Source organism: Clavibacter davisi (genome assembly GCF_052751415.1).
The window spans coordinates 1,653,226-1,667,004 of the sequence record NZ_CP199882.1 but is presented as its reverse complement, the minus strand read 5'-3'; the positions used below and the strand labels follow the sequence as shown (position 1 = coordinate 1,667,004).

The window sequence follows — 13,779 nt, the reverse complement described above, 5'->3', positions numbered from 1 at the left end:
GGGCGGCGCGCCGGATCAGGCCGCGGGGCCCGTCGGCGGCCCGGCGCGGTCGATCGCGGCCTCCACGCGGCGGAGCACGTCCTCGTCGCCCATGATCCGGAAGTGCCCGGCGGCGGCGACGCGCTCGTTCACGGCGCCCTCGAGCGAGCTCCCGCCCGGGATGTGCGGGTCGAACCGCGCGTGGATGCTCGTGATCCGCGCGTTGGCCTCCCGCGACCGGCCGAGGGCGACGAGCGCGCCGTTGCGCGGCGAGAAGTCGCGGATGCTGCGGATCGGGATGAAGCGCGCGTACGACGAGCCGCCGAAGGGCGCGTTGATCGCGACCATCGCCCGGATCCGCCGGTCGGGGTCGTCGAAGGCCATGAGGTGCTTCCCGATCAGGCCGCCCTTGCTGTGCGCGACGACGATGACGTCCCGGAGGTCGGCGGCCTCGAGACGGGCGCGCGCCCGCCGCGCCATCTCGGCGACCCGGCCGACGTTCGCGCCGAGCGCGCCCACCACGTGCACGCCGTGGCCGCGCGCGTGCAGCCGCCGGATGATCGGGAGCATGAACTGCCACCGCTCGTAGACGCCGGGGAGCACGAGGATCGTGGGGCGGTCGTCGCGCCCGTCCTCGAAGGCGTGCGCGTCGTCCCGGGAGAGCGCGGCGGCGGCCTGCCAGCGGAGGACGTACGCGTAGTCGAGCGCCCAGTCGACGGCCTTCGCGAGCGGGGACAGCGGCGGGAGGGCGTCTCGTCCGTCGGCGGTCACCCCTCCATCCTGGCCGGGGGACGCGGCGGCGGGGCCGACGTCGCCGGCCGGATCAGCCCAGTCGGGCATGCTCCACGATCGCCCGGGCGACGCCGACCGGATCCGTGAACATCACGACGTGCGGCCCGTGCGCCACATGGAGGCGTCCGCGTGGGATCGCGTCGGCGAGGTCGCGCGCGAACGAGCGGTCGACCACGGCGTCGCGGTCGCCCACGATCACGAGCGTGCGGGCGCGGATCCGCCCGGCGCGGTCCTCCACCCGGTCCTGGATGAGGTGCGGGAGCTGCCGCAGGTAGTACGGCACGCCGCAGCGGAACAGGTAGTCGCCGATCACGACCGCGTTCGAGAGCAGCGGCTCGCGCAGCGTGTCGTGCGCGAGGGCCAGGCCGGCCCGCACGACGCCGCGCTTCCGCGGATCGAGCGTCGGCGCGATGAGCACGATCCGGTCGGCGACCTCCGGGTGCCGGGCCGCGAGGCGCGCGACGATCTGCGAGCCCATCGAGTGGCCGACCACGACCGGGTCGACGAGGCCGTGCGTCCGGATGACCTCGGCGACGACGGCCGCGTGGTCGTCGAGCGTCACGTCCCGGTGCACCCGCGGCGACTCGCCGTAGCCCGGCAGGTCGATCGCGTGCACGTCGCCGTGCTCGGCCAGCAGCGCCGCGACGGGGTGGAAGTACCGGGAGGAGACGCCGATCCCGTGCACGAGCACGAACGACGGCCGGCCGGCGGCGGGCCCCGCGGACCCGATCCCCGAGGGCGCCGCGGAGAGCGTGCGCCCGGCGTTCCCGCGCGGCGAGCGGAACACCTTGATCGCGACGCGGAAGCCGAGCACCGTGCGGCGCTCGAGGTCGTGGTCCACCGGGATCGCGCGCGACCCGTAGCGGCGGGAGAGGAGCAGCCAGCGCGGCGGCGAGGACTCGGTGCGGTGCACGTCCCCCGGGCGCCGGACGCGGGTGAGCCGGGCGAGGGGGGAGCGCATCCGACGACCCTAGCCGCCGGCCCCCGCGCGTCCGGCGCGCGTGCGCGGACCGGCTGCCGGCGACGGGCCCCCGCCGGGAGCGATGGGAGGATGGGAACCCCCACCCGAAGAGGAGACACATGAGCCCCGACTGGTCGAGGACCACCCTCGCCGACCTGCCCCTCCGCGACGACCTCCGAGGCGAGGAGCCCTACGGCGCCCCGCAGCTCGACGTGCCGGTGCTCCTCAACGTCAACGAGAACCCGCACCCGCTGCCCGAGGAGGTGGCGGTCGCCGTGAGCGAGGCGGTGCTCGAGGCCGCGCGGGGGCTCAACCGCTATCCCGACCGCGAGTTCCTGGAGCTCCGCACCGAGCTCGCCGACTACCTCACGGCCGACAGCGGCCTGCCGCTCGGGCCGGAGAACGTCTGGGCGGCGAACGGATCCAACGAGGTGCTCCAGCAGGTGCTGCAGGCCTTCGGCGGCACCGACCGCGTGGCCCTCTCCTTCGCGCCGCACTACGCGATGTACCCGGAGTACGCGCGCAACACCCTCACCCGCTGGGTCTCCGGCCGCCGCCAGGAGGACTTCACGCTCGACCTCGAGAACGTGACGGCGCTCATCGAGCAGCACGAGCCGAGCGTCGTGTTCCTCACGTCGCCGAACAACCCGACGGGCACGGCGCTGACCATCCCGGAGATCGAGCACGTGCTGTCGGTGGCTCCCGGCGTCGTCGTGATCGACGAGGCCTACGCCGAGTTCCGCCGGGAGGGCGTGCCCACGGCCGTCTCGCTGCTGCCGGAGCACCCGCGCCTCATCGTGTCGCGCACCATGAGCAAGGCGTTCGCGTTCGCGGGCGGCCGGCTCGGGTACCTCGCCGCCTCCCCCGCGGTCGTGGACGCGCTGCGGATCGTGCGCCTGCCGTACCACCTGTCCCGCATCACCCAGGTGAGCGCGACCGCCGCCCTCCGGCACAGCGGCGTGCTGCTCGCGCAGGTCGCGTCGCTCCGGGAGGAGCGCGACGGGCTCGTCGACTGGCTGCGCGGCCGCGGCTTCGAGGTGGCGCCGTCCGACGCCAACTTCGTGCTCTTCGGCCGGTTCCCCGACCGGCACGCGGTGTGGCAGGGCCTGCTCGACCGGGGCGTGCTGATCCGCGAGACCGGCCCCGAGGGCTGGCTGCGCGTCTCCGTCGGCACGCCCGCCGAGACGGCCGCGTTCCGCGACGCGCTCGACGACGTGCTCGGGACGCCGCGCGACTGATTCCGCCGCCCCGCCCGCCGTCGCCACCGTCGCCCTTCCTCAGGGCCGGAAGCGGATCCCCGTGGCGTCCTCGGCGGCGGCCCACAGCTGCTCGGCGACGGCCGTCGAGCGCGCGTGCTCGGCGACGAACGCGGGCGCCGGCGGTCCCTTCAGCTCGAGCGTCCCGGCGGGTCCCCAGAAGGCGCCGCCCGTCACGCCGCTCGCTGTGGCCGCGTGCACGACAGGCCACGCGCCCGCGTCCTTGCCCTGCACGACGACGCGTCCCGCGCGGGCGAGGCGTCGACGCGCAGCGTCCGCGCCCCTCGGCCGGACGGCCGGGTCCTGCGGCGGCGTGAGCCCGTCCACCGCGTAGCCGGGGTGCGCCGACAGCGCGATGCGGTCGGATCCCGCGGCCCGCCAGCGCCGGTCGAGTGCGTCCCCGAGCATCATGCAGGCCGTCTTCGACCGGCCGTAGCGCACGAGCGCGGGCATGCGCCGCTCCCCCGCGAGGTCGCCGAGGTCGAGGGGCGAGAAGCGGTGGGCGAGGGATCCGAGCATCACGACCCGGCCGCGCGCGCGCAGCCGGGGCGCGAGCCCGGCCACGAGCGCGAAGTGGCCGAGCGCGTTGGTGCCCATGAGCTCCTCGAACCCGTCGACCGTCGTGCGGCGGTGGCGCGCGCGGCCGCCGGCGGGCGTCAGGCCGGCGTTCGCGACGATCGCGTCGATCTCCTCCCGCACGGCGCCGACGGCGGCGTCCACGCTCGCGAGGCTCGCCAGATCCAGGGCCACCAACTCGACGTCGGCCCGTGGCACGCGTGCCTGGAGCGCGCGTGCGGCGGCATCCCCGCGCTCGGCGGAGCGGCAGGCGAGCAGCACCCGGGCGCCCGCGCCGGCCAGCTGCGCCGAGGTCCAGAAGCCGATGCCGCCGTTCGCGCCCGTGACGAGCACCGTCCGCCCGGCGAGGTCGGGCAGGACCGGCGCCGCGCTCACGAGAGGGTGCCCACCCGGGTCACGCGCACGACGGCCTCCCCGGCCTCGTTCGACGCGTCGAGGTCGACCGTCGCCTCGATCCCCCAGTCGTGGTCGCCCTCGGGATCGTGCAGCGCCTGCCGGACGATCCATTCCGTCGCCCGCTCCTCGATGGTCACGAGCGCCTGGCTGCGCGCATCGCCGTCGGTGAGGATCCGGTCGTACTCGCCGAAGTAGCCGTCGAGCGCCTCGCCCCACGCGTCCGCGTCGAAGCCCGCGGCGGCGTCGAGCTCGCCGAGCGCGGTGAGGTCCTCGCGGGCCGCGAGCTGCACGCGCCGGAACATCTCGTTGCGCACGAGGATCCGGAACGCGCGCGTGTTCGAGGTGAGCAGCTTCGGCGCGGGCGGCAGCACGGGCGCGTCGCCGGGTGCCGCGGTCGGATGCGACAGCTCCTCCCACTCGTCGAGCAGGCTCGAGTCGACCTGGCGCACGAGCTCGCCGAGCCACTCGATCACGTCGAGCAGCTCCTCGGTCTTCGCCTCGTCGGGGATGGTCTGCCGCAGCGCCCGGAACGCATCGGACAGGTAGCGCAGCACGAGGCCCTCGGAGCGCATGAGCTTGTAGAAGGAGATGAGCTCGCTGAAGCTCATGGCCCGCTCGTACATGTCGCGGACGACCGACTTCGGGCTGAGCGCGAAGTCGCCGATCCACGGCTGGCTCGCCGCGTAGGTGGAGAACGCCTGGTCGAGCAGCTCCTCGAGCGGCTTCGGGTGGGTGACGGACTCGAGCAGCTCCATGCGCTCGTCGTACTCGATGCCGTCGGCCTTCATCGCCTGCACGGCCTCGCCGCGGGCCGTGAACTGCTGCTGCGACAGGATCGGCCGCGGGTCGTCGAGCGTCGCCTCGACCACGCTCACCATGTCGAGCGCGTACGTCGGCGACTCCCGGTCGAGCAGCTCGAACACGGCGACCGCGAAGGGCGACAGCGGCTGGTTGAGGGCGAAGTCGGCCTGCAGGTCGACCGTGAGCGTGATCCGCGCGGGCCCGCCGTCGGGGTCCGCCTCCTGCTCCACGATCCCCGCGGTGCGCAGCGTCCGGTAGATCGCGAGGGCGCGGCGGGCGAGCGCCAGCTGGCGGATCCGCGGCTCGTGGTTGTCCTCGACGAGCGCGCGCATGTTCTGGAAGACGTCGCCGCCGCGCGCGATGACGTTGAGCATCATCGCGTGGCTCACCTGCATGCTCGAGGTCAGCCGCTCCGGCTCCGCGTCGATGAGCTTGCGGAAGCTCGGCTCGCCCCACGAGACGAAGCCCTCGGGCGCCTTCTTGCGCACGAGCTTCCGGCGCTTCTTCACGTCGTCGCCGGCGCGCTCGAGCATCTTGATGTTCTCGGTCTCGTGCTCGGGCGCCTGCGCGACCACGGTGCCCGCGGTGTCGTAGCCGGCGCGGCCCGCGCGCCCGGCGATCTGGTGGAACTCGCGCGCGTTGAGCTGGCGCATCCGGGTGCCGTCGTACTTGGTGAGGCCCGTGAACAGCACCGTGCGGATGGGCACGTTGATGCCGACGCCGAGCGTGTCGGTGCCGCAGATGACCCGGAGGAGGCCCTGCTGCGCGAGCTGCTCCACCAGCCGCCGGTACTTCGGCAGCATGCCCGCGTGGTGCACGCCGATGCCCGCGCGCACGAGCCGCGACAGCGTCTTCCCGAACGCCGTGCTGAACCGGAAGCCGCCGATCAGATCCGCGATGGCGTCCCGCTGCTCGCGCGTCACGATCTTGATGCTGGAGAGCGCCTGCGCCCGCTCGAGGGCCGCGGCCTGCGCGAAGTGCACGATGTAGACGGGCGCCTGCTTCGTGTCGAGCAACTCCTCCACCGTCTCCTGCACGGGCGTCACGGCGTAGTGGAAGAACAGCGGCACCGGCCGCTCGATGCCCGTGATGCGCGCGGTCGGCCGCCCGGTGCGCCGCGTGAGGTCGTCCGCGAGGTCGGTGACGTCGCCGAGCGTCGCCGACATGAGCACGAACTGCGCGTGCGGCAGGAGCAGGAGCGGCACCTGCCAGGCCCAGCCGCGCTGCGGATCCGCGTAGAAGTGGAACTCGTCCATGACCACCTGGTCGACGGGCGTGTCCGCGCCGCCGCGGAGCGACCGGTTGGCGAGGATCTCGGCGGTGCAGCAGATGATGGGCGCGTCCGGGTTCACCGAGGAGTCGCCCGTGACCATCCCGACCTGCGCGGCGCCGAACAGCTCGACGAGCGCGAAGAACTTCTCGGAGACGAGCGCCTTGATGGGCGCCGTGTAGTACGAGCGGCGTCCCCGGGCCAGCGCCGCGAAGTGCGCCGCGACCGCGACGAGCGACTTCCCCGTGCCGGTCGGGGTCGAGAGGATGAGGTTCGCGCCCGACGCGATCTCCAGGGCCGCCTCGTCCTGCGCCGGGTACAGCTCGATGCCCCGCGCGAGCGCCCACTCGGCGAAGGCGTCGTAGATCGCGTCGTCGGTCGCCCCGTCCACGGCCAGGCGGGCCGCCTCCTCGGTGAGCGTGGGGGCGGGGGCGGTGTCGGGCATGATGCGTCCATCCTCCCCCACGCGCGGGTGCCGGCCGGGCGACGGGAGTTGTCCACAGGCGGCGGCGGCTCCCCGGCTGCGCCGCATACGGTCGCCGGATGCCCTCCCTCCCCCACGAGCCCAGCCCCGACCCCGCGCCCACCGAGGCGGAGCGCGCGCGCTGGCGCGACCGCCGCACCGGGCTCACCGCCCTCATCGTGGTGGCCATCGCCCTCTGGGCCGTCATCGCAGCCGCCGTGGGCTTCGCCACCACGATGTAGCCGCCGCGGGCCCCGCCCGGCCCCTCCCGCTCGGCCGTGCCCGCCCGCCCGCCCGCCCGCCCGCCGGGTATCATCTCCTGTGCCCTCCGACGCCCTCCCCGACGACCCCGCCGTGCCCGCGGATCCCGCCGCCGCCTCCGCCCCCGGTCCCGACGCCGGCGCGGCCATCGACCCCGCGGACCTCGCCGTCACGCTCCGCGTCCTCGGCTCGCTCGCCGACATCGATGAGGAGCACCCCGACTTCGTCGCCGTCCGCCGTGCCACGGCGAGCATGTTCAAGTCCGTGAAGAAGGCCCGCCGCCTCGAGAAGCGCGAGGCCGTCGCCACCGCCGACCGCGCCGTCGTCGCCGCCACCGCGACGGGCGCCCCCGACCGCATCGACGACGAGACGCGTGGCATCCCGCTCGCCATCACGACGGCCGCGCCCACCGCCGGCACGCTCCTCCGCTCGCGCCCCTGCTACATCTGCAAGCAGCACTACACGCAGGTCGACGCGTTCTACCACCAGCTCTGCCCGGACTGCGCGCGGATCAACCACGCCAAGCGCGAGGCCCGCACCGACCTCACCGGCATGCGCGCGCTCCTCACCGGGGGCCGCGCGAAGATCGGCATGCACATCGCGCTGCGGCTCCTCCGCGACGGCGCGCACACCACCATCACCACGCGCTTCCCGCGGGATGCCGTCCGCCGCTTCGCCGGGCTGCCCGACGCGCACGAGTGGGTGCACCGCCTCCGCGTCGTGGGCCTCGACCTCCGGGACCCGGCCCAGGTCATCGGCCTCGCCGACGCGGTCGCGGCCGCCGGCCCGCTCGACATCCTCATCAACAACGCCGCGCAGACCGTGCGCCGCTCCCCCGGCTCCTACGCGCCGCTGTCGGAGGCCGAGTCCGCGCCGCTGCCCGACGGCCCGATCCCGGAGCTGCTCACGTTCGGCCACACGAACGACGCGCACCCCGCGGCCCTCGCGGCCAGCGTCGCCGCGCACCCGATCCTCTCGACCGCCACGGGCATCACGGCGGCGGAGGTCACCGAGCTCGCGATGACGGCGGGGTCCTCCTCGCTCGCGCGCCTCGCGGCCGGCACAGCCATCGACGCGGGCGGCCTCGTGCCCGACCTGCACGACGCGAACAGCTGGACCCAGGTGGTGCACGAGGTGGATCCGCTGGAGATGCTCGAGGTGCAGCTCGCGAACGTCACCGCCCCGTTCCTCCTCGTGAGCCGGCTGCGCCCCGCGATGGCGGCGTCGACCGCGCGCCGCAAGTACGTCGTGAACGTGAGCGCCATGGAGGGCCAGTTCGCCCGGGCGTACAAGGGCCCCGGCCACCCGCACACCAACATGGCCAAGGCCGCGCTCAACATGATGACGCGCACGTCGGCGCGCGAGATGCGCGAGACCGACGGGATCCTCATGACGAGCGTCGACACCGGCTGGATCACCGACGAGCGCCCGCACCCCACCAAGGTGCGGCTCGCCGAGGAGGGCTTCCACGCGCCGCTCGACCTGGTGGACGGCGCCGCGCGCGTCTATGACCCCATAGTCATGGGCGAGGCCGGCGAGGACATCTCGGGCGTCTTCCTCAAGGACTACCGCGTCGCCGAGTGGTGACGCGCACGCTCGCCTGACACGAGAGGGCCCGGCCACCGCATCGCGGTGACCGGGCCCTCTCGTCGTGCGGTGCGGCTACTCGACGGCGTCGAGGTCGCTCTCGAGCAGCGCGGCGAGCTCGTCGAGCGCGGCGTCCGCGCCGTCGCCCTCGGCCGTGAGCACGACCTGGTCGCCGTTCGCGGCGCCGAGGCTCATGAGCGACAGGATGCTCGTCGCGTCGAGCGGCGTGCCGCCCGGCTTGCTGATCCTCACGGCGACGCCGGTGCGCCGCACGGCCTCGATGAAGAGGGATGCGGGTCGGGCGTGCAGGCCCACGCGGCTGCCGATGGTGGCGGTGCGCTCGGTCATGGTGTTCTCCTTCTGCGGGGATCGGGTGGGTCGGACGGGAGCGGGTCAGGCCGCGACGGGCACGCCCTGGTCGACGGTCGCGTCGGCGACGGCCTCGGGGCGCTTCGTGGTGAAGCGCTTGAGGAGCACGACGAGGAACGCCGAGACGACGGTCCCGACCGCGACGGAGGCGAGGAAGCCGAGGAACGTGCCGTTCATGGCGAAGAGCACGAAGACGCCGCCGTGCGGGGCCTGCGACACGACGCCGAGACCCATCACCATGGCGCCCGTGACGGCGCCGCCCACGATGCTCGCGGGGATGACGCGCAGCGGGTCGACCGCGGCGAACGGGATCGCGCCCTCGGAGATGAACGCGGCGCCGAGGAGCCAGGCGGCCTTGCCGTTCTCGCGCTCGGCCGGGCTGAAGAGGCGGCGGTCGATGACGGTCGAGGCGAGCGCGAGGGCGAGCGGCGGGACCATGCCGGCGGCCATGACCGCGGCCATGATCTGCCAGGGGGCCTGGTTGTCGAGCGACGCGGTGCCGAGGCCGGCCACGGCGAACGAGTAGGCGACCTTGTTGATCGGGCCGCCGAGGTCGATGCACATCATCACGCCGAGGATCGCGCCGAGGAGGACCGCGAACGAGGTGCCGGAGAGGTCCTTCAGGGAGCCATTGAGCCAGTTCGTGAGCCCTGCGATCGGGCCGCCGAGCACCATGATCATGAGCCCCGAGGCGACGATCGAGGCGAGGAGCGGGATGATCACGACGGGCATGAGCCCGCGCAGCCAGCGCGGCACGTCGATGCGGCCGATCGCGTAGGCGACGCCACCGGCCACGAGGCCGCCGACGAGGCCGCCGAGGAAGCCGGCGCCCATGATCAGCGAGACGGCGCCCGCGACGAACCCGGGGGCGATGCCCGGGCGGTCGGCGATGGCGTAGGCGATGTAGCCGGCGAGGACCGGGACGAGGAAGCCCATCGACGCCTTGCCGATGACGAAGGCCACGGCGCCGAGGTAGGTCATGATCCCGCCGTCGGGCAGGTTGGCGAGGGAGTTCTGGACCACGACGTCGGCCGCGACGTCGGTGATCCGGTACCCGCCCAGCAGGAAGCCGAGCGCCATGAGCAGGCCGCCGCCCGCGACGAACGGGATCATGTAGCTGACGCCCGTGAGCAGCCAGCGCTTGAGGCGCGCTCCCACCGACTGCGAGGACTGCGGTGATGCCTGCTCGGATCCCGCGGAGGCGGATGCGCCGCCCGGCACGCGCGGCGCGTTCGGGTCCTTCGCGGCGGCGACGGCCTCGGCGACCATCTGGTCGGGCTGGTCGATGCCGCGCTTGACGGGCGCCTGGATGACGGGCTTGCCCGCGAAGCGCGCGCGGTCGCGCACGTCGACGTCGACCGCGAAGATCACGGCCGTGGCCCGCGCGATGACCGCCGGGTCGACGGGCGTGACGGAGGAGGATCCCTGCGTCTCGACGTGCAGCTCGACGCCGGCGCGCTTCGCGGCCGCGACGAGCGAGTCGGCCGCCATGTAGGTGTGCGCGATGCCGGTGGGGCACGCGGTGACGGCGATGAGCACGGGCGCGTCGGCCACGGGGGCGGGCGCGGCGGATCCGGCGTCGGCGTTGGACGCGACCGGAGCGGGAGCGGCGGCGGGTGCCCCGGTGGACGACGCGGGCTCGTCCACGAGCGCGCCCTCGACCAGCGAGACGACCTGGTCCTCGTCGGTGGCCGAACGCAGCGCCTCCACGAACTCCGGCTTGATGAGGGAGCGCGCGAGGCGCGACAGCAGCACGAGGTGCTCCTGGTCGGCGCCGTCGGGCGCGGCGATGAAGAAGACGAGGTCGGCGGGGCCGTCCGGCGCGCCGAAGTCGACGGTCGGCGCCGGGCGGGCCATGACGAGCGTCGCCTCCGTCACCGCGGCGGAGCGGCAGTGCGGGATGGCGAGGCCGCCGCCCATGCCGGTCGCGGTCTTGGACTCGCGGTCCCAGGCATCGGCGAAGAGGGCGTCGGCGTCCGTGGCGCGGCCCTCCGCGACGACGCGCTCAGCGAGCGCGCGGACGGCGTGCTCGCGGTCGGCGCCGAGATCGGCGTCGAGGAGCACGAGGCGGTTCGTGATGAGCGATGGCATGTTCTTCTCCAGGTGGGGCGGGTCAGCGATCGGCGGCGATCGGGAGGAGCGGCTGGACGGTGACGCTGTCCGGCCGGGTCTGGTCGGGGGACGGCATGGTGCTGCCGGGGAGGGAGGCGGCCGCGGAACCGTGGGCGACGGCCTGCGTGAGCCGCCCCTCCGGTCCCGCGCCGCGGTGGTCGGCGAGCAGGTAGCCCGCGAGCGACGAGTCGCCCGCGCCCACGGTGCTCACCGGCACGATCGGCGGCATGGTGGCGTGCCACCCGCCGTCGGCCGTGGTGAGGACGGCCCCGCGGGCGCCGAGGGTCGCGAGGACCGCGCGGCAGCCGCGGGAGACGAGGGACCGGGACGCCTCGTGGGCGAGGCGGGGGTCCTCCTCGAGCGCGACCGGGTCGTCGATCCCCACGAGCTCGGCGAGCTCCTCGCCGTTGGGCTTGACGAGGTCGACCACGGCGCCCGACGCGATGAGCGCCGCCATGGGCGCGCCCGAGGAGTCCACGGCGATCCGCGGGGCCCGGTCGCCGAGCTCGGCGCGCACGGCCTGCACCACGCGGGCGTGGAAGTCGTCGTCGAGGCCGGGCGGCAGGGATCCGGCCAGCACGAGCCACGTGGCGGCGCGCGCGTGCCGCACGACGAGCGCGACCAGCGCGTCCGCCTCCGCGGCGCTCAGCACGGGGCCGGGTTCGTTGACCTTGGTGGTCGTGCCGTCGGGCTCGGTGAGCGTGACGTTCTGCCGCACGCGGCCGTCGATGTCGAGGTGGTCGAGCGGGATCCGCTCGGCCTGCAGCGCCACGAGCATCGGGTCGTCGAGGCGGCCCGGCAGGAGCGCGATGGTGTCGAGGCCGGAGGCGATGAGCGCGCGGGAGACGTTGACGCCCTTGCCGCCCGGCTGCTCGGTGACGCCGCGGGCGCGCTGCACGGCGCCGCGCGCGAGGGGGCCGGCGAGGTCGATGGTGCGGTCGAGGCTCGGGTTGGCGGTGAGGGTGAGGATCACGCGACCATCACCTCCACCTCGGCACCGGCCAGCGCGTCGGCGAGCGGGCCGCGGGGAGCGGCGTCGGTGACGAGGGTGTCGAGGTCGTCGAGGGCGGCGAAGCCCACGAGGGCCTCCTCCCCCGCCTTCGAGGCGTCGACGAGCGCGACGGCTCGGCGGGATCCCCGGGTCAGGGCGGTCTTCACGGCGGCTTCCTCCTCGTCGGGCGTGCTCAGGCCGAACTCCGCGTGGATGCCGTTGGCGCCGATGAAGGCGATGTCCGGCCGCAGGCGCGACAGCTGTCCGAGCGTCGCGGGCCCGACCGCGGCGCTCGTGATGCCGCGGAGGCGGCCGCCGAGCAGCTGCACCTCCACGGCGGGGTTCCGGCTCACGGTCTGCGCGACCACCATCGAGTGCGTGACGACGACGAGCGTCCGGCCCGCCACGACCGGCGTCCAGGCGGCGATGCGCTCCGCCACCAGCCCGGTGGTCGTGCCGGCGTCGACGGCGACGGATCCCTGGAAGGTGGGGGGCAGGAGGGCCATCGCGGCATCCGCGATGCGCGCCTTCGCGTCGGTGTTGCGCGTGCTGCGGGCGTCGAGGCTCTCCTCGACGCGCGTGGAGCGGCTCGCGCGGACGGCGCCGCCGTGGACGCGGCGGAGGAGCCCGCGGGACTCCAGCTGGGCGAGGTCGCGGCGCACGGTCTCCGTGGTGACGGCGAAGTCGCGGGCGAGGTCCATGACGGCGACGCGGCCCGCGCGCTCGAGGAGGTCGACCACCCGGTCCTGGCGTTCCTCGGCGTACACGGGCGGTCTCCTTCGACTCCGCGGGGCACGTTCGCCTCGCGTCCTCGCACTGTAGCCCTCATCCGCAGGAGAAGCAACACGAAGCAACACATACCCACACGAGTCCGTCCGCGGGTCGCGCCGACGGTCAGCGTCCGAGCGCGGCCGCCTCCTCACGCAGCACGCCCGCTATCGCGTCCGCCTCCCAGGCGAGCCCGGCCGCGTTGGGATGCAGGGGCACGTCGCCCGCGCTGCCGCCGAGGCCCGCGACATACGGATCCCCCGCGTCGCCGACGCAGGACCCGTGCGCGGCGGTCGGGGTCTCCTGGTCGACGAAGCGGAGGCCCGCCGCCTCAGCCGTGCGCGCGATCGCGTCGTCGAGCGCGCTCTGCACGACGGCGAGCCAGGGCGCATCGCGGTCGGTCAGGAGCACCCGCCCGTTGACTCCCGACGTCGCGGTCGCGGCCAGGCACCCTTCCTCCGGCAGGGCGTCGGCGCCGCCGAGCACGCTGAGGTACCCGAGCACGACGACGCGGGCGTCCGGGGCGGCCTCGCGGATCCGGCCGAACGCGTCGGCCAGGCGCGTCGAGACCTCGCCGTCGATGCGGGCGCGCACGGCGTCGGTCCCGCCCGCGGGGGCGAGGGCGTCGACGCACGTGGACGGTCCTGCGGCGACCGGGCCGTCGGCGTCCCGGGCGAGGCAGCCGCCCACGAGCGCGGGGAAGCCGAGGTCGTTGCCCCCGATGCGGACGAGGACCACGTCCGCACCTTCCGCCAACGCGTCGATCTGCGCGGGCAGCGTCTGTCCGCCGCGCTCCCGCGGGGCGAGGAGGTCGGCCGTGGTGGCTCCGTCGCAGGCGGCGTCCACGAAGTCCGCGCCGACGGCGTCGGCCGCCACGCGGACGGATCCCGCCACCGTCCGCCCGCACACCCCCGGGTCGCCCGGCAGGGGCGTCGCCGATCCCGTGCCCGTGGAGTACGAGTCGCCCAACGACACCACGCGGAGGGGCCCGGGCGCGGGCGGGATCGGCGTGGGCGTCGTGCAGGCGGCGAGCCCGAGCGCGACGGCGCCCGTCACGACGGCCAGGCCGACGAGACGGCCGCGCGAGCCGCGCACCCGACGTCGGTCGGACACGGAGGAGGGGCGGCGATCGTCAGGCATCCCCTCGACCCTACGCGCGGACCGGACGGGTGCCGGATCCGCTCAGTCCTCGGCGCC

12 protein-coding genes are annotated in these 13,779 nt (G+C 74.8%); 3 read left to right on the top strand and 9 right to left on the bottom strand.

Annotated features, from left to right (window positions below; all coding sequences use genetic code 11):
- Window positions 1-15: 15 nt before the first annotated feature.
- Window positions 16-750 (bottom strand): esterase/lipase family protein, encoded by a 735-nt coding sequence (locus tag ACU4ZT_RS07935; RefSeq protein WP_063070325.1) that lies wholly within the window; start codon window positions 748-750, stop codon window positions 16-18.
- A gap of 52 nt (window positions 751-802) precedes the next feature.
- The gene (locus ACU4ZT_RS07930; RefSeq protein ID WP_445336984.1) at window positions 803-1,732 is read right to left on the bottom strand and encodes an alpha/beta fold hydrolase; all 930 of its coding nucleotides are present in this window, start codon (window positions 1,730-1,732) and stop codon (window positions 803-805) included.
- A 119-nt stretch (window positions 1,733-1,851) separates the two neighbouring features.
- Here ACU4ZT_RS07930 and ACU4ZT_RS07925 point away from each other — a divergent pair, with 119 nt between their 5' ends.
- Window positions 1,852-2,970, top strand: a complete 1,119-nt coding sequence (locus tag ACU4ZT_RS07925; RefSeq protein WP_063070314.1) for a histidinol-phosphate transaminase — start codon at window positions 1,852-1,854, stop codon at window positions 2,968-2,970.
- A gap of 39 nt (window positions 2,971-3,009) precedes the next feature.
- Here the strand turns inward: ACU4ZT_RS07925 and ACU4ZT_RS07920 are convergent, their stop codons facing one another.
- Both ACU4ZT_RS07920 and ACU4ZT_RS07915 read right to left on the bottom strand, forming a co-directional pair.
- Window positions 3,010-3,939, bottom strand: coding sequence for an SDR family NAD(P)-dependent oxidoreductase (locus ACU4ZT_RS07920; protein ID WP_445336983.1), 930 nt, complete (start codon window positions 3,937-3,939; stop codon window positions 3,010-3,012).
- The gene (locus ACU4ZT_RS07915) at window positions 3,936-6,476 is read right to left on the bottom strand and encodes a DEAD/DEAH box helicase (protein WP_414747982.1); all 2,541 of its coding nucleotides are present in this window, start codon (window positions 6,474-6,476) and stop codon (window positions 3,936-3,938) included. The genes ACU4ZT_RS07920 and ACU4ZT_RS07915 overlap by 4 nt, the downstream gene beginning before the upstream one ends.
- Before the next feature lie 98 nt (window positions 6,477-6,574).
- Here ACU4ZT_RS07915 and ACU4ZT_RS07910 point away from each other — a divergent pair, with 98 nt between their 5' ends.
- Both ACU4ZT_RS07910 and ACU4ZT_RS07905 read left to right on the top strand, forming a co-directional pair.
- Complete coding sequence (locus ACU4ZT_RS07910) at window positions 6,575-6,736, top strand: hypothetical protein (protein WP_175345443.1); 162 nt, start codon at window positions 6,575-6,577, stop codon at window positions 6,734-6,736.
- Between the two features lie 79 nt (window positions 6,737-6,815).
- The gene (locus ACU4ZT_RS07905; protein WP_414763330.1) at window positions 6,816-8,342 is read left to right on the top strand and encodes an SDR family NAD(P)-dependent oxidoreductase; all 1,527 of its coding nucleotides are present in this window, start codon (window positions 6,816-6,818) and stop codon (window positions 8,340-8,342) included.
- Window positions 8,343-8,417: 75 nt separating this feature from the next.
- Here the strand turns inward: ACU4ZT_RS07905 and ACU4ZT_RS07900 are convergent, their stop codons facing one another.
- The 5 genes from ACU4ZT_RS07900 to ACU4ZT_RS07880 form a co-directional block, all read right to left on the bottom strand.
- Window positions 8,418-8,690 carry an HPr family phosphocarrier protein gene (locus tag ACU4ZT_RS07900; protein WP_063070326.1) on the bottom strand — a complete coding sequence of 91 codons (273 nt, stop codon included), beginning with the start codon at window positions 8,688-8,690 and terminating at the stop codon, window positions 8,418-8,420.
- Window positions 8,691-8,735: 45 nt separating this feature from the next.
- Entirely contained in the window at window positions 8,736-10,802 is a 2,067-nt protein-coding gene (locus tag ACU4ZT_RS07895) for a PTS fructose transporter subunit IIABC (RefSeq protein WP_445338617.1), read from the bottom strand.
- Window positions 10,803-10,824: 22 nt separating this feature from the next.
- Entirely contained in the window at window positions 10,825-11,796 is a 972-nt protein-coding gene (locus ACU4ZT_RS07890) for a 1-phosphofructokinase family hexose kinase (protein ID WP_445338615.1), read from the bottom strand.
- Window positions 11,793-12,581 carry a DeoR/GlpR family DNA-binding transcription regulator gene (locus ACU4ZT_RS07885; protein WP_270981626.1) on the bottom strand — a complete coding sequence of 263 codons (789 nt, stop codon included), beginning with the start codon at window positions 12,579-12,581 and terminating at the stop codon, window positions 11,793-11,795. Before ACU4ZT_RS07885 ends, ACU4ZT_RS07890 begins: the two co-directional genes overlap by 4 nt.
- Before the next feature lie 127 nt (window positions 12,582-12,708).
- Window positions 12,709-13,722, bottom strand: a complete 1,014-nt coding sequence (locus tag ACU4ZT_RS07880; RefSeq protein WP_445338613.1) for an SGNH/GDSL hydrolase family protein — start codon at window positions 13,720-13,722, stop codon at window positions 12,709-12,711.
- Window positions 13,723-13,779: the final 57 nt, after the last annotated feature.